This is a genomic window from Variovorax sp. GW821-FHT10D07 (assembly GCF_059415325.1).
The window spans coordinates 279,156-297,986 of sequence record NZ_JBWKMZ010000011.1; the positions used below are offsets into that span (position 1 = coordinate 279,156).

General features: G+C 70.7%; 17 protein-coding genes. 3 read left to right on the forward strand and 14 right to left on the reverse strand.

The window, feature by feature from the left end; genetic code table 11:
- The first annotated feature begins 5 nt into the window (after nucleotides 1-5).
- The 3 genes from AC07PU_RS28930 to AC07PU_RS28940 all read left to right on the forward strand — a co-directional run bounded on the left by AC07PU_RS28930 (nucleotide 6) and on the right by AC07PU_RS28940 (nucleotide 3,144).
- The gene (locus AC07PU_RS28930) at nucleotides 6-635 is read left to right on the forward strand and encodes a hypothetical protein (protein ID WP_495321805.1); all 630 of its coding nucleotides are present in this window, start codon (nucleotides 6-8) and stop codon (nucleotides 633-635) included.
- Nucleotides 636-904: 269 nt separating this feature from the next.
- Entirely contained in the window at nucleotides 905-2,470 is a 1,566-nt protein-coding gene (locus AC07PU_RS28935) for a TerC family protein (RefSeq protein WP_296781424.1), read from the forward strand.
- A 59-nt stretch (nucleotides 2,471-2,529) separates the two neighbouring features.
- Nucleotides 2,530-3,144, forward strand: a complete 615-nt coding sequence (locus AC07PU_RS28940; RefSeq protein ID WP_495321806.1) for a flavin reductase family protein — start codon at nucleotides 2,530-2,532, stop codon at nucleotides 3,142-3,144.
- Nucleotide 3,145: 1 nt separating this feature from the next.
- Here the strand turns inward: AC07PU_RS28940 and AC07PU_RS28945 are convergent, their stop codons facing one another.
- From AC07PU_RS28945 to AC07PU_RS29010, 14 genes are all read right to left on the reverse strand, one after another.
- On the reverse strand, nucleotides 3,146-3,946 hold the full coding sequence (locus AC07PU_RS28945; protein WP_093351788.1) for a CPBP family intramembrane glutamic endopeptidase: 801 nt from the start codon (nucleotides 3,944-3,946) through the stop codon (nucleotides 3,146-3,148).
- 74 nt (nucleotides 3,947-4,020) lie between these two features.
- Nucleotides 4,021-4,584, reverse strand: coding sequence for a methyltransferase family protein (locus AC07PU_RS28950; protein ID WP_495321807.1), 564 nt, complete (start codon nucleotides 4,582-4,584; stop codon nucleotides 4,021-4,023).
- A gap of 45 nt (nucleotides 4,585-4,629) precedes the next feature.
- Complete coding sequence (locus AC07PU_RS28955) at nucleotides 4,630-5,388, reverse strand: SDR family NAD(P)-dependent oxidoreductase (RefSeq protein ID WP_495321808.1); 759 nt, start codon at nucleotides 5,386-5,388, stop codon at nucleotides 4,630-4,632.
- Nucleotides 5,388-7,451 (reverse strand): phenylacetic acid degradation bifunctional protein PaaZ, encoded by a 2,064-nt coding sequence (paaZ, locus tag AC07PU_RS28960; protein WP_495321809.1) that lies wholly within the window; start codon nucleotides 7,449-7,451, stop codon nucleotides 5,388-5,390. Before paaZ ends, AC07PU_RS28955 begins: the two co-directional genes overlap by 1 nt.
- 149 nt (nucleotides 7,452-7,600) lie before the next feature.
- A complete protein-coding gene (locus AC07PU_RS28965; protein ID WP_208510732.1) occupies nucleotides 7,601-8,341 on the reverse strand; it encodes an ABC transporter ATP-binding protein in 741 nt (246 codons plus the stop codon).
- Nucleotides 8,338-10,254 carry a branched-chain amino acid ABC transporter ATP-binding protein/permease gene (locus tag AC07PU_RS28970; protein WP_296781390.1) on the reverse strand — a complete coding sequence of 639 codons (1,917 nt, stop codon included), beginning with the start codon at nucleotides 10,252-10,254 and terminating at the stop codon, nucleotides 8,338-8,340. Before AC07PU_RS28970 ends, AC07PU_RS28965 begins: the two co-directional genes overlap by 4 nt.
- Nucleotides 10,251-11,279, reverse strand: a complete 1,029-nt coding sequence (locus AC07PU_RS28975; protein WP_093351772.1) for a branched-chain amino acid ABC transporter permease — start codon at nucleotides 11,277-11,279, stop codon at nucleotides 10,251-10,253. Before AC07PU_RS28975 ends, AC07PU_RS28970 begins: the two co-directional genes overlap by 4 nt.
- Before the next feature lie 114 nt (nucleotides 11,280-11,393).
- On the reverse strand, nucleotides 11,394-12,539 hold the full coding sequence (locus AC07PU_RS28980) for an ABC transporter substrate-binding protein (protein ID WP_093351770.1): 1,146 nt from the start codon (nucleotides 12,537-12,539) through the stop codon (nucleotides 11,394-11,396).
- A gap of 45 nt (nucleotides 12,540-12,584) precedes the next feature.
- On the reverse strand, nucleotides 12,585-13,679 hold the full coding sequence (gene paaE, locus AC07PU_RS28985) for a 1,2-phenylacetyl-CoA epoxidase subunit PaaE (RefSeq protein WP_093351767.1): 1,095 nt from the start codon (nucleotides 13,677-13,679) through the stop codon (nucleotides 12,585-12,587).
- Nucleotides 13,680-13,690: 11 nt separating this feature from the next.
- Entirely contained in the window at nucleotides 13,691-14,209 is a 519-nt protein-coding gene (gene paaD, locus AC07PU_RS28990) for a 1,2-phenylacetyl-CoA epoxidase subunit PaaD (RefSeq protein WP_093352182.1), read from the reverse strand.
- An 11-nt stretch (nucleotides 14,210-14,220) separates the two neighbouring features.
- Nucleotides 14,221-15,000 carry a 1,2-phenylacetyl-CoA epoxidase subunit PaaC gene (paaC, locus tag AC07PU_RS28995; RefSeq protein WP_495321810.1) on the reverse strand — a complete coding sequence of 260 codons (780 nt, stop codon included), beginning with the start codon at nucleotides 14,998-15,000 and terminating at the stop codon, nucleotides 14,221-14,223.
- Nucleotides 15,001-15,010: 10 nt separating this feature from the next.
- Nucleotides 15,011-15,307 (reverse strand): 1,2-phenylacetyl-CoA epoxidase subunit PaaB, encoded by a 297-nt coding sequence (gene paaB, locus AC07PU_RS29000; protein ID WP_057593738.1) that lies wholly within the window; start codon nucleotides 15,305-15,307, stop codon nucleotides 15,011-15,013.
- Nucleotides 15,304-16,311 (reverse strand): 1,2-phenylacetyl-CoA epoxidase subunit PaaA, encoded by a 1,008-nt coding sequence (paaA, locus tag AC07PU_RS29005; RefSeq protein WP_057593739.1) that lies wholly within the window; start codon nucleotides 16,309-16,311, stop codon nucleotides 15,304-15,306. Before paaA ends, paaB begins: the two co-directional genes overlap by 4 nt.
- A 41-nt stretch (nucleotides 16,312-16,352) precedes the next feature.
- Entirely contained in the window at nucleotides 16,353-18,818 is a 2,466-nt protein-coding gene (locus tag AC07PU_RS29010) for a penicillin acylase family protein (RefSeq protein WP_495321811.1), read from the reverse strand.
- Nucleotides 18,819-18,831: the final 13 nt, after the last annotated feature.

The following is an 18,831-nucleotide window of genomic DNA, read 5'->3' on the forward strand; positions in this document are numbered from 1 at the left end:
CCGACGTGGCGCGGCATTCGCTGAAGCTGCGCGCGCTGCTGTTCCTCTACGGCAACGGCAACATCCTCGGCTGCGCACTCGCGCTGGCCGGTCCGGCGCTGCTGTTCGCGGGCGTCATCGACCGCAGCTGGCTCGCCATCACCGCCGGCCTCTACGTCGGCGGCTGGCTGCTGGGCCGGCGCGCGCCCGAGCTCGAGCGCCGCATCGAGGACAGCCTGAGCCTGGAGGAGACGCTGCGGCGGCTCGAGCAGGTGGTCGCGCGCGCATCGCCGCACCTCACCGAGGACATGCGGCACAGCCTCGAGAGCGTGCGCGGCCTGGTGGTCGAGGTGCTGCCGCAACTGATGGATGCCGGCACCGGCGGCGACGACCTGTTCACCGTGCGCGAGACCGTGCTGCGCTACCTGCCCGAGACCCTGGCCAACTACGTGGCGCTGCCGCCGGCCTTTCGCGTCACGCAGCCGCTGAAGGATGGCAAGACCGCGCGCCAACTGCTCGGCGAGCAGCTGGGCCTGCTCGATGCCAAGCTGCGCGAGGTGGTCGCCAACCTGGCCGCGAGCGATGCCGCGGCGCTGGTGGCCAACGGCCAGTTCCTCGAGAAGAAGTTCAGGCAGCCCGACTTCCTCGAGGGCTGAGCCGCGTCGGCAAAGCCCTTGCAAACGTGGGGCCGCGCGCGGGCTTCGATAGACTGCGCGGGTGACTTCCTCCTCAGAGCCTCCCAGTCCGTCGCTGGCCTGCGCCAGCCTCCCGCTTCTTCGCCGCCGCTTTCCGCGCGTGCTGTCCCCGCCCCTGACACGGCCTCCGCCGCGTCCAACGGCTGCTTCTCTCCTCCCGATTCCCCCCTCATCGCCCGCCATGGTTCGCGCCATGCCGGGCCGCCTGCGCTCGCGCGCCACCTTCCATGATTGAACTGCTGTCCGACCCCGCCGTCTGGATCGGTCTCCTCACGCTCGTCGTGCTCGAGATCGTGCTGGGCATCGACAACCTGATCTTCATCGCGATCCTCGCGGAGAAGCTGCCGCCGCACCAGCGCGACCGCGCGCGGCTCATCGGCCTGAGCCTGGCGCTCTTGATGCGCCTGGGGCTGCTGTCCATCGTCTCGTGGCTGGTGACGCTGACCACGCCGCTGTTCAGCCTGTTCGGCCAGGGCTTCTCGGGGCGCGACCTGATCCTGCTGTTCGGCGGCCTGTTCCTGCTGTTCAAGGCCACGGCCGAGCTGCACGAGCGCATCGAGGGCGTGAGCCATGCCGTGACCGGCAGCGCGGCCTATGCGAGCTTCGGCGTGGTGGTGGCGCAGATCGTGGTGCTCGATGCCGTGTTCTCGCTCGACGCGGTGATCACGGCCGTCGGCATGGTCGACCACCTGCCGGTGATGATGGCCGCGGTGATCATCTCGATCGCGATCATGCTGTGGGCCTCGAAGCCGCTGACGCGCTTCGTCAACGCCCATCCCACGGTGGTGGTGCTGTGCCTGAGCTTCCTGCTGATGATCGGCCTGAGCCTGGTGGCCGAGGGCCTGGGCTTCCACATTCCCAAGGGCTACCTCTACGGCGCGATCGGCTTCTCGGTGCTGATCGAGGCGCTCAACCAGTGGGTGCGCCGCAATGCGCTGCGCCACGAGGCGCGCCGGCCGCTGCGCGAGCGCACGGCCGAGTCGGTGATCCGCCTGCTCGGCGGCCGCACGCGCGGCGAGCCGGTGCCCGCGGGCAGCGATGCGGCCGATGCCGATGCGCCCGCGGACGAACCCGCCTTCGGCATCGAGGAACGCAACATGGTCAGCGGCGTGCTCTCGCTGGCCGAGCGCAACGTGCGCTCGGTGATGACGCCGCGCGCCGACGTCTCCTGGGTCGACCTCGACGACGATCCCGAGGCGCTGCGCGAGCAGCTGCTCGACACGCCGCACGGCATCTTCCCGGTGTGCCGCGGCTCGCTCGACCAGGTGGTGGGCGTGGCGCGCGCCAAGGACCTGCTGGGCCAGCTGCTGCGCCATGGCCGCATCGACGAGGGCCATGGCCTGCGCGCGCCGATCTACGTGGCCGAGTCGACGCGCGTGATCCGCCTGATCGACACCCTGCGCGGCGCGCGCGGCCAGCTCGCGCTGGTGGCCGACGAGCACGGCACGCTCACGGGCGTGGTCACGCCGATCGACGTGCTGGAGGCGATCGCGGGCGAGTTCCCCGACGAGGACGAGGCGCTCGAGATCCAGCAGACCGGCCCCGAGGCCTGGACCGTGGCCGGCAGCGCCGATCCGCACCTGCTCGAGCAGGCGCTGCAGACCGACGGCCTGGCGAGCGAGGACGACAGCTACACCTCGGTGGCGGGGCTGCTGCTCGACCGCTTCGGCGGCCTGCCCGCGGCCGAGGCCACCTGGGTGCACGACGGCTGGGAATTCGTCGTCACGGGCGTGGACGCGCAGCGCATCCGCGAGGTGGCGGTGCGGCGCGTGCCCGTGGCGTTGCCCGAGGCCTGAAGCGCGCGGGGCGCCGCTTTGATAGGCTGGCGCCTTCCGCTCTCCGATCTGCTCCGCGCATGACCTCCAACGCCGCTCACCGCCAGCCCGTTCCTCTCGCCAAGGCCTACCGCCTGCTCAACCACGGCCCCACGGTGCTGGTGAGCGCGGCCCACGCGGGCCGGCGCAACATCATGGCGGCGGCCTGGGCCATGCCGCTGGACTTCGATCCGCCCAAGGTGGCGGTGGTGCTCGACAAGAGCACCTGGACCCGGGTGCTGCTCGAGGGCGCGGGCAGCTTCGCGCTGCAGGTGCCGGTGCGCGCGCAGCTCGACCTGACCGAGGCGCTGGGCAGCAGCTCGGGCCGCGAGATGGTCGAACGCGACGGCCGCGACAAGTTCGAGGCCTACGGGCTGCAGAGCTTCGCGGGCAGCGCCACCGGGGCGCCCCTGCTCGAGGGCTGCGCGGCCTGGCTCGAATGCCGGCTGCTGCCCGAGCCGCCGATCCAGCAGCGCTACGACCTGTTCCTCGGCGAGGTGATCGCGGCCCAGGCCGATGCGCGCGTGTTCTCGAACGGCCGCTGGCACTTCGAGGGCCACGACGACCTGCGCACGCTGCACCACGTGGCGGGCGGGCACTTCATCGTCGACGGCGAGGCGGTGGACGCGAAGCCGCTGGCGCAGGCCGGGCGCTGAATCAGCCGTCGCTGGTCCGGCCCGAGGCCACCAGCAGCTGCCGCAGCACCACCCCGCCGCACAGCGCGGCCGCGCCGGCCAGCAGCACGAAGCTCAGCACGCCGGCCGGCGAGGCGTCCTCAAGCCAGCCGGCCACCAGCAGCGTGGCGCTGTTGTAGGCCGCGTGCAGCGCGATGCACGGGATCAGCGAGCGCGTGCGCTCGTAGAGCCAGCCCAGCACCGCGCCCATCGCCACGCCGACCACGAACTGGTAGATGTTCATGTGGGCCGCGCCGAACAGCAGCGCCGACATGAAGATCGCCTGCCCGCGCCCGTAGCGCTGCAGGAAGCCGCGCAGCACGATGCCGCGGAACAGCATCTCCTCGAGCAGCGGCGCCATCACGCAGACCGCCAGCACCGCCGCCACGCTGCCGTCGGCCATGCGGCTGAACATCGCCTCCTCCCAGGCCGACAGCGGCAGCGCCAGCGTCAGCAGGTTGATCGCGCAGGTGATCGCCAGCATCAGCGCCGGCACCAGCAGCAGCGTGGGCGGCACCACCAGCATCAAGGTGGCGCGCATCGAGGCATTCGAGGGATGGAACAGCGCGCGCCAGCCCAGCTTCTGCTGCTGCATCACGACCGCGAACACCAGCCCGTTGCCCAGCACGGACGACAGCACGCCGATCTGCATGGTGCTCAGGCCGAACAGCCGGTTGCCGTCGCGCAGCGCGGCGCCCACGACCAGCTCGCAGAGGAACAGGGCGAGGTACAGCAGGACGGCCTGCGTCGCCGAGGGGAAGGCCGGGCGGTTCGGGGAGGGCATGGGCGCTGCGCAAAGGTGGCGGGCATGTTAGCCGCTGCCGCCGGCCCGGCGCCTCCCCCAACCGGGGGGCGGTGTCAGACCACGAAGGGCAGGAAGCGCTTCGTGCCGCGCATGTAGGCGCGGTAGGCGTCGCCGAAATGCGCGATGCATTCGCGCTCGTCGCTGAGCGCCGTCAGCACCAGCAGCACCGTGGCCGCGAGCGCCAGCGCGAGGCCGGGACCGCCGATGTCCTTGAGGCAGGCGCCCCAGGCCAGCAGCATCAGCGCCGTATACATCGGATGGCGGATGTAGCGGAAGGCGCCGTCGGTGACCAGCGAGGAGGTCTTCTCGAAGCCGAGCAGCGCGGGATCGTCGTCGCGCGCCGCGCCGGGCCGCACCGCGGCCTGCAGCCGGCGCCAGGCATGCACCGGCAGCCAGGCCGACAGCGCCAGCAGCAGCCACGACAGCAGCTGGTGCGGCGCCAGCGGATCCACGTGCCACACGGGCAGGTTCAGCAGGATCAGCGCCAGCATGCACTCCCAGGCGAAGAAGCGGTAGAAGCCGTGCGAGCCGCGCCGGCGCAGCGCGCCGCGCGAGACGTACAGCAGCGCGGCCGAGACGACGACGAAGAGGGCGATCTGGATCCAGGCGAAAGGCATGGGGCCCGAATCTACACGCCGGGCCGCCGGCGCCCTCACACCTTGTCAGCCCATCGTCGAGTAGCCGCCGTCCACCGGGATCGACACGCCGGTCACGTAGTCGGCCGCGGGGCTCGCGAGGAACACGGCCGTGCCCGCGATGTCGGCCGGCCGGCCCCAGCGGCCCGCGGCCGTGCGCGCGACCACGCGCTCGTAGAGGCCCGCGACCTGGGCGCGCGCGCCGTCGGTCATCTCGGTCTGGAACCAGCCCGGCAGGATCGCGTTGACCTGGATGTTGTCGGCCGCCCACGAGAGCGCGGTCGACTTGGTGAGCTGCACCACGCCGGCCTTGCTCGCGGCATAGGCGGGCGAGTAGGCGGCGCCGAAGATCGACATCATCGAGCCGACGTTGACGATCTTGCCGCCGCCGCCGCGCTTCATGTGCGGGTGCGCCGCGCGGCTCACGAGGAAGGCGCTGGTGAGGTTGGTCTGGAGCACGAGGTTCCACTCGTCCAGCGTGAGCTGGTCCACCGGCTTGCGCACGGTGGTGCCGGCGTTGTTGACCAGGATGTCGAGCCGGCCGCAGCGCGCGGCCACGTCGTCGACCGCCTGCTGCACCGAGGCCTCGTCGGCGACGTCGATGGCGATGGCGAAGCTGTCGCTGCCGAGCGCCTTCAGCGTCTCGACCGCGGCGGCCGATTTCTCGGGGTTGCGCGCGGCGATCACCACGCGCGCGCCGGCCTGCGCCAGGCCCTGGGCCATGCCGAGGCCCAGGCCGCCGTTGCCGCCGGTGACCAGCGCGACCTTGCCGCCGAGGTCGAACATCAGGCCGCCGCCGCCGGCACCGGCTTCTTCGCGACCAGCGTCAGGATGTCGTAGCTCGCGACCAGCTCGCCGTCCTGGTTCGTCACCTCGACGTCCCAGGCCACCACGCCCTGGCCCTGGCCGTTGGCGTCCTTGCGGTTGCGGTCGATCTTGCGCTTGCAGGTCAGGCGCGCGCGGATGGTGTCGCCGATGCCCACGGGCTTGACGAAGCGCAGCGTGTCGAGGCCGTAGTTGGCCAGCACCGGGCCGGGCGCGGGCGAGACGAACAGGCCGGCGGCCGCCGACAGCACGAAGTAGCCGTGCGCGATGCGCTTGCCGAACGGCGACTCCTTGGCCGCGATCTCGTCGAAGTGCATGTAGAAGTAGTCGCCCGACAGGCCGCCGAAGGCCACGATGTCGGCCTCGCTCACGGTGCGGCGGTGCGTCAGCAGCGAGTCGCCGATTTGCAGGTCCTCGAAGTGGCTGCGGAACGGATGCACCTCGCTCTCGCGCACCTTGGCGCCGCGCACGTGCTCGCCGGTGACGGCCGCCAGCATGGTGGGCGAGCCCTGCAGCGCGGCGCGCTGCAAGTAGTGCTTGACGGCGCGCAGGCCGCCGAGCTCCTCGCCGCCGCCGGCGCGCCCCGGGCCGCCGTGCTTGAGCGGCGGCAGCGGCGAGCCGTGGCCGGTCGATTCGGCGGCGGCCTCGCGGTCGAGCACCAGCAGCCGGCCGTGCCAGGCCGCGGCGACGGGAATCGCCTTGGCGGCGGTGGCGGGATCGCGCGTGACCAGCGTGCCGACCAGGCTGCCGCGGCCGCGCGCGGCCAGCGCCAGCGCCTCGTCGATGCCCTCGTAGGGCATCAGCGTGCTGACCGGGCCGAAGGCCTCGATGTCGTGCACCGCGTCGTGCTCGAGCGGTTTGCGGCTCAGCAGCAGCGTGGGCGCGAAGAAGGCGCCCTCGGCCGTGCCCTCGCCCACGGGCGAGAAGCCGTCGCCGCCGCCGTACACCAGCTCGGCGCCCTTGCGCAGCTCGGCCACGCGCTCGGCCACGTCGGCCTGCTGCGCATGCGAGGCCAGCGCGCCCATGCGCACTTCCTCGCGCGAGGGATCGCCCACCACCGTCTTGGCCAGCCGCGCGCGCAGGCGCTCGGCCACGGCGTCGAGATGCTGGCGCGGCACGATGGCGCGGCGGATGGCGGTGCACTTCTGGCCGGCCTTCACCGTCATCTCGCGCGCCACCTCCTTCACGAACAGGTCGAACTCCTCGTCGTCGGGCGTGACGTCGGGCGCGAGGATCGCGCAGTTGAGCGAGTCGGCCTCGGCGTTGAACGGGATCGACTGGCGCACCAGGTTCGGATGCACGCGCAGCCTGGCGGCGGTGTCGGCCGAGCCGGTGAAGGTCACGACGTCGGGACCCTCGAGGCGGTCGAGCAGGTCGCCCGTGCCGCCGATGACCAGCTGCAGGCTGCCCTCGGGCAGGATGCCCGACTGCACGATCAGCCGCACCACGGCCTCGGTGAGGTAGCTGGTGGCGGTGGCCGGCTTGCCGATGCAGGGCATGCCCGCGAGGAAGCTGGGCGCGAACTTCTCGAGCAGGCCCCAGACCGGGAAGTTGAAGGCGTTGATGTGCACCGCCACGCCGCCGCGCGGCACCAGGATGTGGGTGCCCGCGAAGCCGCCTTTCTTGCCGAGCGGGAAGGCCGGGCCCTCGTGCACCAGGTTGCCCGAGGGCAGCTCGTTGCTGCCGATGCCCGCGTAGGCCGCCAGCGTGCCGGCGCCGCCCTCGATGTCGACCCAGCCGTCGGCGCGCGTGGCGCCGGTGTGGGCCGAGACGGCGTAGAGGGTTTCCTTGTTCGCGGCGATGTACTTGGCCAGTGCCTTGAGGCGTTCGGCGCGCTGCTGGAAGTCGAGCGCCATCAGCGCCGGGATGCCGACGCGGCGCGCATGGGCCAGCGCCTCGGCGAAGTCGATCGCCTCGGCGTGCGTGCTGGCGATGGCCTGGCCGTTGACGGCGCTGCGCAGCGACTGCGCGGCCTCGCGGCCGATCCAGCGGCCGGCGATGTAGCTTTGGAGGGTGGTGCTCATGGTGCTGGGTCCTTTGCTATCTCTGTGTTGGGCCTTCCCCTGCGGGGGAAGGTCGGGATGGGTGCAACCCCGGAGCTCGGGGCTGCGCGGAGGTCGGGGCCGTCGTGCCCCCACCCCGGCCCTCCCCCGGCGGGGGAGGGAGGCATTCGTCAGTGGGCGTCGTCCTTCTTGCCGATGCCCAGGTAGGTATCGATGATCCGCTGGTCGTGCAGCAGCTCGCGCGCCGGGCCCTCGAGCGCCACGGCGCCCATCTCGAGCACGTAGGCACGGTCGGCCACCTGCAGCGCGGCGCGCGCGTTCTGCTCCACCAGCAGCACCGACACGCCGTGCTTGCGCAGCTGCGCCACCACGCGCAGCACCTCGCGCACCACCAGCGGCGCGAGGCCCAGCGAGGGCTCGTCGAGCATCAAGAGGCGCGGGCGCGCCATCAGCGCGCGGCCGATGGCCAGCATCTGGCGTTCGCCGCCCGAGAGCGTGGAGGCCATCTGCGGCCGGCGTTCCTTCAGGCGCGGGAAGATCTCGAAGATCTCGTCCATGCGCGCGCGCTGGTCGCGCTTGCCCTTGCGCCACTGGTAGAAGCCGCCGAGCAGCAGGTTGTCTTCCACCGACATCTCGCCGAACAGCTCGCGCCGCTCGGGCACCAGCGCCACGCCGCGCGCCACCATGGCCTCGACGCCCGGGCGCGCGATGCGCTCGCCCTGCAGCGACAGGCTGCCGGTGGAGGGCAGGAGGCCCATCGCCGCGCACAGCAGCGTGGTCTTGCCGGCGCCGTTCGGGCCGATCACGGTGACGATCTCGCCTTCGTTCACGTGCAGGCGCACGCTGTGCACCGCCTCCACCTCGCGGTAGGCGACGCAGAAGCCGTCGAGTTGAAGCAGGGGTTGGCTCATCGCGATGCGTCCTCGAGCAGTTCGTCGTCGGCGCCGCCGAGGTAGGCCTCGAGCACGCGCGGGTTGGCCTGCACTTCGGCGGGCGAGCCGGTGGCGATCACAGTGCCGAACTCGAGCACGGTGATGCGGTCGGCGAGGTTCATCACGAACTCCATGTCGTGTTCCACCACCAGGATGCCGAGGCCTTCGGCGCGCAGCTGGCCGAGCAGCTCGGACAGCGCGCGCTTCTCGAGGTGGCGCAGGCCGGCCGCGGGCTCGTCGAGCAGCAGCACCGAGGGCTGGCCCGCGAGCGCGCGCGCGATCTCGACCACGCGCTGCTGGCCCAGCGAGAGCGAGGCCGCGGGCGTGTCGGCATGCGCGCCGAGGCCGCAGCGTTCGATCTGGCGCCGTGCCTCGGCCATCAGCGCGGCTTCCTCCGCGCGGTCCAGCCGCAGCATCGCCGACACCCAGCCGCGCCTGGCGCGCAGGTGGGCGCCGAGCGCCACGTTCTCGATCACGCTGCGCTGGCCGAGCAGGCGCACGTGCTGGAAGGTGCGGCCCAGGCCCAGCGCGGCGAAGGCGCGCGAGGGCTTGCCCGACATCGGCTGGCCGACCAGCCGCACCTCGCCGGTGGTGGGATCGTCCACGCCCGAGATCATGTTGAAGAAGGTGCTCTTGCCGGCGCCGTTGGGTCCGATCAGCGCATGCACCTCGCCGGCCTTGAGGGTCATCGAGATGTCGTTGTTGGCCACCAGCCCGCCGAAGCGCTTGCTCACGCCGTCGGCTTGCAGCAGCAGGCTGCCGCTGGCCGGCAGCGCGCGCTGCGCGAGCTGCTCGGTGCTCGAGACGGCCGGGCCGGCGCCGGCGGCGCGCGGCAGTTCGCGCACCCAGCGGCGCGACAACCGCGCCAGCGTGGGCCACAGGCCGTCGGCGAAGCGCTGCAGCACGAACAGCATCAGCAGGCCGAACACCACCACCTCGAAGTTGCCGCTGGTGCCCAGCAGCGCGGGCAGGATGTCCTGCAGCTTTTCCTTCAGCAGCGTGATCAGCGTGGCGCCGAGCACCGCGCCCCAGAGATGGCCCGCGCCGCCGACCACCGCCATGAACAGCATCTCGATGCCGATGTTGAGGTTGAAGGGCGTGGGGTTCACGAAGCGCTGCATGTGGGCGTAGAGCCAGCCCGAGATCGCGGCCAGCAGCGCGGCCAGCACGAACAGCTTGATGCGGTGGCGCGCGGTGTCCACGCCCATCGATTCGGCCATCAGCCGGCCGCCCTTGAGCGCGCGGATGGCGCGGCCCTCGCGCGAGTCGAGCAGGTTGTGCATGGCCCACAGCGCCAGCAGCAGCACGGCCCAGATCACCACGCCCAGCATGCGCGGCGTGGCGAACGAGACGCCCGCGATCACCAGCGGCGGAATGCCGGTGATGCCGGTCTGGCCGCCGAGGAACTCCATGTTGCCGAGCAGGAAGTACAGGCTCAGGCCCCAGGCGATGGTGCACAGCGGCAGGTAGTGGCCCGAGAGCTTGAGCGTGACCGCGCCGAGCGCCCAGGCCAGCGCGAAGGTCAGCACCAGCCCGAGCAGCAGGCCGAGCCAGGGCACCAGCGCGGAACCCGCGAGGCCGCCGAGCCAGCCGGCCGCGGTCGGCGAGGTGCAGATCCAGGCCGTGGCATAGGCGCCCATGCCGACGAAGGCGGCCTGGCCGAAGGAGGTCATGCCGCCGACGCCGGTCAGCAGCACCAGGCCCACGGCCACCAGCGCATAGAGGCCGATGTTGCTGAGCACGGTGACGGTGAAGGGCGGCAGCCAGCCCCAGGCCAGCGCGAGCGCGACGATGAACACGAGCGTGAGCACGCGCGGCGTGACGAGCGGACGGCCCTCGGGCACGGCGTTGGCGGAAGAAGAAGCCACAGGGGTCGATGAAGACGGGTTCATTCCTCGTCCTCCACGTGATGGCTGCGCAGCGAACGCCACCACAGCACCGGGATGATCAAAGTGAAGACCAGCACTTCCTTGTACGCGCTGGCCCAGAAGGAGGAGAAGGCCTCGAGCAGGCCCACCAGCAGCGCGCCCGCGAGCGCCAGCGGATAGCTCGCGAGCCCGCCGACGATGGCGGCCACGAAGCCCTTGAGGCCGATCAGGAAGCCGGTGTCGTAGTAGACCGTGGTGATCGGCGCGATCAGCAGGCCCGACACCGCGCCGATGACGGCCGCGAGCGCGAAGCTCAGGTCGCCCGAGAGCTCGGTGGGAATGCCCGACAGCCGTGCGCCGACGCGGTTGATGGCGGTGGCGCGCAGCGCCTTGCCGATCATCGAGCGGCCGAAGAACCAGAACATCGCGATCACCAGCACCAGCGTGACGCCGACCACCACCAGCGACTGGCCGGTGACGGGAATGCCGCCGAGGTCGAGGCGCAGCTCGGAGAACGCGCTGGTGCGCGAGCCCTCGGCGCCGAAGAAGAACAGCCCGAGACCGATCAGCACGCCGTGCAGCGCCACCGAGACGATCAGGAGCATCAGCACGCTGGCATCGGCCAGCGGGCGGTAGGCGAGGCGGTAGAGCAGCGGGCCCAGCGGCGCGATCAGCACCAGCACGGTGAGCGCCTGCGTCGCGAGCGAGGTGGGCTTGAGCACCAGCACCAGCGCGGCGGCCACCGCGGGGAAGGCCACGCACCAGGTCAGCGCCGAGCGCCAGTCGACCGTGGCGCCGCGCTTCCAGCGCCAGGCCTCGATCGCCAGCACGGCCAGCGCCAGCGCCAGCAGCAGCCACAGCGTGGACGGCGCGCGGCCGCCCTGCAGCGCGGCCATCGACAGCGCGCCGAAGGCGACGAACTCGCCCTGCGGGATGAAGATCACGCGCGTGACCGAAAACACCAGCACCAACGCGAGCGCCATCAGTCCGTAGACCGCGCCGTTCACGATGCCGTCCTGCCCGAGCAGCAGGGCGATCTGCAAATCCATACGACCAACTTTCCTTCAGAAGACCAGGGGCGAGAGAAAAACCGTGCCCCTCTTGCAGGAACACCGCGGGCCGGTGGCGCCGGCCCGCGGTGTCCGTCGTTCAGCCCCGTGCGATCAGGGTTGGAATTTCCAGGCGCCGTTCTCGATCTTGACCATCACGCGCGCGCGCTGGTCCAGGCCCAGGTGGTCGCTCGCGCTCATGGTGAACACGCCGTGCGCGCCCGCCACGTCCTTGGTCTGCTCGAGCGCGTCGCGCAGCGCGGCGCGGAACTCGGGCGTGCCCGGCTGGGCCTTCTTGAGCGCGACCGGCACGGCCGAGCTCATCAGGAGGCCGGCGTCCCAGGCGTGCGCGCCGAAGGTCGAGACCGAGCCCTTGCCGTAGGCGGCTTCATAGGCCGCCACGTAGGCGAGCGCGGACTTCTTCACCGGGTGGCCGGCGGGCAGCTGGTCGGCCACCAGCACCGGGCCGGCCGGCAGGAAGGTGCCTTCCACGTCCTTGCCGCCCACGCGCAGGAAGTCGGCGTTGGCCACGCCGTGCGTCTGGTACATCTTGCCGGTGTAGCCGCGCTCCTTGAGCGTCTTCTGCGGCAGCGCGGCCGGCGTGCCCGAGCCGGCGACCAGCACCGCGTCGGGCTTGGCGGCCATGATCTTCAGCGCCTGGCCGGTGACCGAGGTGTCGGTGCGCGCATAGCGTTCGTTGGCCACGACCTTGATCTTCTTGAGTTCGGCGGCCTTGGCGAATTCCTGCGACCAGCCTTCGCCGTAGGCGTCGGAGAAGCCGATGAAGGCGACGCTCTTCACGCCGTTGGCGGCCATGTGCTCGGCGATGGCCAGCGACATCATGATGTCGTTCTGCGGCGTCTTGAAGACCCACTTCTTCTTGGCGTCCATCGGCTCGATGATGCGGGCCGAGGCGGCCACCGAGATCATCGGCGTCTGCGCCTCGCTGGCCACGTCGATCATCGCGAGCGAGGCCGGCGTGGTGGTCGAGCCCAGGATCACGTCGACCTTGTTCTCGGCGATCAGCTTGCGCGTGTTGTTGACGGCGGCCGTGGTGTCGGAGGCGTCGTCGAGCACGATGTAGTTGATCTTCTGGCCGCCGATGGTCTTGGGCATCAGCGAGATCGTGTTCTTCTCGGGGATGCCCAGCGAAGCCGCCGGGCCGGTGGCCGAGATGGTCACGCCGACGTTGACGTCGGCCCAGGCCGACAGGGCCGTGGCGCACAGGGCGGCGATCAGCAGGGGCTTGAAGAATTTCATGGTTGGCTTGTCTCCGGTTGAAAAAAGGTTGAGGCCTGAAGTATCTCAGCGCTCGTCGAACGAGAGCGTGACGCGTTCGGTAAGGGGGTGGGCCTGGCAGGTCAATACGAAGCCCGCGGCCACTTCATTCTTGTCGAGCGCGAAGTTTCTTTCCATGCGGACTTCCCCGTCCACGCACTTGGCGCGGCAGGTGCCGCACACGCCCGAGGTGCACGAGAACGGCACCTCGAGGCCGGCCGCAGAGGCCGCGTCGAGGATGCTGGGCTGGCCTTCGGTGTAGGTGATCTCGCGCTGCAGGCCGTCGCGCACGATGGTCACGCGCGCGCGCTTGGCGTCGCCGGGCAGGGCCTCGTGCACCACGGCGCCGACCTGGGCGGTCGAGCTCGCCGAGGGCAGCGCGACGCCGAAGCGCTCGATGTGGATGCGTTCCTCGGGCACGCCCGCGGCCAGCAGCGCGGCCTCGGCCTCGTCGTTCATCTGGAACGGGCCGCAGATGTAGACGTGGTCGATGCTGCCCGCGGGCACCAGGCCCTGCAGGAACTCGCCGATCTTCTCGCGGTTCATCACGCCGAAGCCCAGCGGCGAATCGGTGTGCTCGTCGGAGAACACGTGCTGCAGCACCAGGCGCGTCATGTAGCGGTTCTTCAGGTCCTCGATCTCTTCCTTGAACATCGTGGACTGGAGCTGGCGGTTGCCGTAGATCAGCGTGAAGCGGCTCTTCGGCTCGCGCGCGAGCACGGTCTTCATGATCGACAGGATCGGCGTGATGCCGCTGCCGCCCGCGATGCCGACATGGTGGCGCGCGGACTCGCCCTCGATCGGCACGAAGAAGCGGCCTTGCGGCGCCATCACCTGGATCGAGTCGCCGGGCTTGAGGTGGGCGTTGATCCAGTTGGAGAACTGGCCGCCGCGCACCTTGCGCACGCCCACGCGCAGCTCGCCGTCGTCGACGCCGGCGCAGATCGAATAGGAACGGCGCAGGTCCTGGCCGTCGATCTCGTTGCGCAGGGTCAGGTACTGGCCCTGCGTGAAGCCGAAGACTTCGCGCAGCGTCTCGGGGACCTCGAAGGAGACGATGACGGCCTCGGGCGTGTCGGGCTCGATGGCCTTCACGCGCAGGGGGTGGAACAGGGTACTCATCGGCGTGGGGCCTAGATCGGCTTGAAATGTTCGAAGGGTTCGCGGCAGGCGAGGCAGCGGTACAGCGCCTTGCAGGCGGTGGAGCCGAAGGCCGACAGCCGCTCGGTGCGCTCGCTCGCGCAGCGCGGGCAGGCGATGCGCTCGCCGGCGAGGCGGCCGAACAGGCGGATCGGCACCGCGGTGCCGGCGGCCTGCTCGGGCGTGAGGTGGGCGGGCGGGGCGATGCCGTAGGCCTTGAGCTTGGCGCGGCCCTCGTCGCTGATCCAGTCGCTGGTCCAGGCCGGCGCGCGGCGCAGGGTGGCGCGCGCGGGGCCGAGGCCGGCGCGCTCGATCGCGGCCAGCACGTCGTGCTCGATGGCCTCGGTCGCGGGGCAGCCCGAATAGGTCGGCGTCAGCACCACCTCGAGGCCGTCGTCGTGCTCGATCACGTCGCGCACGATGCCGAGGTCGCAGACCGACACGGCCGGCACCTCGGGGTCGGGCACCGAGTGCAGCACCTCCCAGGCGGCGTCGATGCGCGAAGCGGCCATGGTGTCGGCAGTCACCACACGCCCCCGGGGAAGGCGCGCTGCAGGTGCTGCATCTCGGCCAGGATGTAGCCCATGTGCTCGCTGTGCACGCCCTGCTTGCCGGTGCTGCGGAACTTGGCCTCGGCCGGCGCGGCCAGGCCGGCGGCGTCGAGCACCTGCTGCATCTCGGCGAACCACGGCTCGCGCAGTTCGTTCCAGGCCGGGCCCAGGCCGCTGGCGCTGGCCTCGCGGTCGACCGCGTCGGCCTCGAACAGCTCGGGCATGTAGAGCCAGGCCTGCTTGAGCGCGGCCTCGGTGCGGCGGCGCGACTCCTCGGTGCCGTCGCCCAGGCGCACCACCCAGTCGGCCGAATGCTGCTGGTGGTAGCGCGCTTCCTTCAGCGCCTTGCCGGCGATGGCGGCCACTTCCTCGTCGTTCGAGCTCGCCAGCCGTTGCCACAGCAGCTTGAGCAGGGTGGCGATCATGGTGTTGCGCACCACCGAGAAGGCGAAGTCGCCGCGCGGCAGTTCGACCAGCGTGAGGTTGAAGTAGTCGCGCTCCTCGCGCAGGTAGGCGAGCTGGTCCTCGTCGTGCTCGCGGCCGGCGCCTTCCAGCTTGCCGGCGTGGGTGAGCAGCGCGCGCGCCTGGCCCACGAGGTCGAGCGCGATGTTGGCCATCGCGATGTCCTCCTCGAGCACGGGCGCGTGGCCGCACCACTCGCCCAGGCGCTGGGCCAGCACCAGGCAGGTGTCGCCGATGCGCAGCAGGTACTGCACGGCGGGCGTGCGGTTCAGTTCGATCGATGCTTGCATGGCCGGCCGCTCACATGTGGTCGACGGACTTGGGCAGCGCGTAGAAGGTCGGGTGGCGGTAGACCTTGTCCTCGGCGGGATCGAAGTACATGTCCTTGTCGCCCGGATCGCTCGCGACGATCTGCTCGGAGCGCACCACCCAGATGCTGCAGCCTTCCTGGCGCCGCGTGTAGACGTCGCGTGCCATCTGGATCGCCATCTTCGAGTCGGCGGCGTGCAGGCTGCCGCAATGCTTGTGGTCCAGGCCGGCCTTGCTGCGCACGAACACTTCCCACAGGGGCCATTCTTGTTTCTGTTCGACGGTCATGCCGCCTCCTTCATCGGTTGCTTGTTGGCATGGGCGAGTGCGGCTTCGCGCACCCAGGCGCCGTCTTCCCAGGCGTCGACACGGGCCTGCAGGCGTTCGCGGTTGCAGGGGCCGTCGCCGCCGATCACGCGCCAGAACTCGCTCCAGTCGATGGTGCCGAAGTCGTGCGCCTGGCGTTCCTCGTTCCACTTGAGGTCGGGATCGGGCAGGGTCACGCCGAGGATGGCCGCCTGCTCGACGGTGGCGTCGATGAACTTCTGGCGCAGCTCGTCGTTGCTGAAGCGCTTGATGCCCCAGCGCATCGACTGCGCCGAGTTGGGCGACTGGTCGTCGGGCGGGCCGAACATCATGATCGAGGGCCACCACCAGCGGTTGACCGCGTCCTGCACCATCGCCTTCTGCGCGTCGGTGCCGTGGGTCATCATGGTCAGGAGCGCCTCGTAGCCCTGGCGCTGGTGGAAGCTCTCCTCGCGGCAGATGCGGATCATGGCGCGCGCATAGGGCGCGTAGGAGCAGCGGCAGATCGGCACCTGGTTCATGATGGCCGCGCCATCGACCAGCCAGCCGATGGTGCCCATGTCGGCCCAGGTCAGCGTGGGGTAGTTGAAGATCGAGCTGTACTTGGCCTTGCCGGTGTGCAGCGCGTCGAACATCTGGTCGCGCGAGGTGCCCAGCGTCTCGGCGGCGGCATAGAGGTAGAGGCCGTGGCCGCCCTCGTCCTGCACCTTGGCCAGCAGGATCGCCTTGCGCTTGAGCGTGGGCGCGCGGCTGATCCAGTTGCCCTCGGGCAGCATGCCGACGATCTCCGAGTGCGCATGCTGGCTGATCTGCCGCACCAGCGTCTTGCGGTAGTGATCGGGCATCCAGTCCTTGGCCTCGATGAAGTCGCCGGCGTCGATGCGCGCGTCGAAGCGTTCCTCGAGCCGCAACTCGTCGGCCGAGCGCAGGGCCTTCTTGCCGTCGCCGGCGTCCTTGCCCATGGTGTCCATGGCTTGTGTGTACATCGCGGTTCTCCTTGAGAGGTGAAGAGGTCGTCGATCGGTGGTCAGTAGCTCAGCTGCTTCGTGGACTGCGCCCGGCGGTCCACCTCGGCCGGTGTCAGGGCCTCGCTCTTGCAGCCGAAATCCTTGAACAGCGTCATCTGGTCGGCGTAGTGGGGCGACTTGCGGCCGTCGGGTCCAACGAAGCCGCTCTGGCCCGGCGGGGCGGCGGTGCACAGCACGACGCCCTTGGCGCCGAGCACCACCTTGTCGTTCTGCGTGCCGCGGTTCATGTAGCTCGGCAGGCTCAGCAGCTCGTCGGCCCCGGCCTGCGGCGCGCCGATGAAGTTGCTGGTGAGGAACACATGCTTCGTCACCGGCGTGCGCCACTTGGCGGTGTCGCTGCCGAAGCGCTTGTCGAGCTCGGCCACGGCCTGCGCGAGCGTGGCGCGCAGCACGGCGTTCTTGTCCTCGCCGTTGAAGAAGTCGTAGCGCTGCGGCACGCCGGCCTTGGGGCCGAGCAGCGCGTTGTAGACCAGCTTCAGGCCGTTGCCCGGGCGGATGCTGGCCACCTGCGTCTCGCCGGCATAGCCGGTGCCCGCATAGGCCGCGAACACCTCGGGCGGCAGGTCGTCGGCCAGCACCTTGCGGTAGAGGATCGGCAGCCAGGCCGTCATCAGCGTGGTGGCCGGGCTGTCGTAGACGCCGCGCTCGGCCGGGTCCTCGTTGAGCATGTTCCAGTCCGCCAGCACCTGGGCCGCGCGGCGCGCCGGGTCGGCGGCCGGCAGGCCGCGCGTCGCCTCGAGGGCGAAGGGCACGAGGTAGCGCGCGTTGGTGTCGGCGTAGGCGGTGATGCGGTTGAGCGCCCAGAGCTCGTCGGGCGTGAGCCGGGGCTTGGCCTCGAGCCGCGCCGTGAACTCGTGCACCCGGTCGACCACCGAGTAGTTGCCGCCGTCGCTGACCGCGCCCGGCGCCGACTGGTTGTTCCAGTTGGCGACGTAGCCCTGCGCCGGGTTGAAGGTCTTCGGGTCCTCGCTGAACGGGCGGATGCCGAGCCATTCCATCGAGCCGTCGCCCACGGCGGGCAGGCGGATGTCCTGCGTGGCCGGGCGGATCGGCAGCCGGCCCGGCGAGACGTAGCCGATGTTGCCGGCGGTGTCGGCGTAGTACCAGTTGATGGTGATGGCCACGCGCGAGGCCTGCGCCAGCCACTGTTCCCAGTTCTGCGCGCGCATCGCGTGGATCCAGCCCAGCAGCGACTCGAGTTCGTAGCCGTCCCAGCTGCGCTTCATCGAATACGCGGTGCCGTTGGGCAGGTCGAAGTTGGTCACGGTGCCGTGCACGGTGGCGTAGACGTCCAGGCTCTGGTCGGGCTGGCCCTTGACCTTGATGAGCTCGGTGCGCTTGCTCATGGCGCGCATCGCGCCGTTGAACAGGTAGCGGTACTGGTTGGCGGGGTCCAGCTTCTCCTGGTACATGTCGTTCACGTCGAGCGGACCGGCGGTGGCGCCCCAGGCGATCTTGCCGTTGGTGCCGAACAGCACCACGGGATGCGCGAACGGCGTGTTGCCGGTCACGTCGAAGCCGGCGCCGTGCAGGCCGATGCCGAACACGTACGAGGGATTGAACCAGTTGAACTGCGGGCCGTTGATGAAGACGGTGCTGCCGTCGGTGGTCTTGTTCGGGCCGGCGATCCAGAGGTTGCTGGCGATCGGGCGGGTCCAGGGCTCGGCCACGCCGCGCTGCGCGGCATCGATCTCGTTGCGCGCGACCAGCAGCTCGGGCGAGACCGGCGCCAGCGCCGCGCGATGGGCGGCGTGCGCATCGTCGGCGGCGCCTCGGGCCACGGCCTTGGGACGCGGCACGGTGGTGGGCGCGAGCGGGTCTTCCACCCAGCGGATCTGGTCGAACAGCTGGCGGCCGGCCTCGTCGCCGCGCGCCTTGCGCAGCTGCTCGAGCAGGCGCAGGTTGGCGAGCTCGCTGCTCACGTTGGAGTAGCGGTTGGCCATGGTGCCGACCCAGATCATCGCCACGTCGTAGCCGCTCCAGTCGGCCTTCGGGCGGAAGCCGGCATCGGCGAACTGCTTGGGCAGCAGCGTGGCCGGCGCGGCCAGCACTTCGTTCACGCGCGCATTGAAGCCGGCGGCATAGCCGTCGAAGATGGCCTTGTCGTCGCTCGACAGGCGCGCCATCTGCGCGCGGATCGAGGCGGGATCGAAGCTGGCGCGGCTGCCCTTGTCGAGCGCGACATAGGCCGGGCCCATCACTTCGGCGACGGTGCCCAGCACGGCGCGGCGTGCCATCTCCATCTGGAACAGGCGGTCTTCCGCGACGGCGTAGCCGAAGCCGTGGAACAGGCCGCGCACGTCGTTGGCATAGACGTGCGGCACGCCGTAGTCGTCGCGCTTGATCGTGACCTTGCCGGCCGGGGGCATAACCGCGCCGGTGGCCGGGGCGGTGGAGTTGGCGGCGCAGCCGGCCAGCGCCACCAGGGCGCAGGCGAGGGCGATCGATCGGAAATTCAGTGTCATCGGTGGCGGTTCG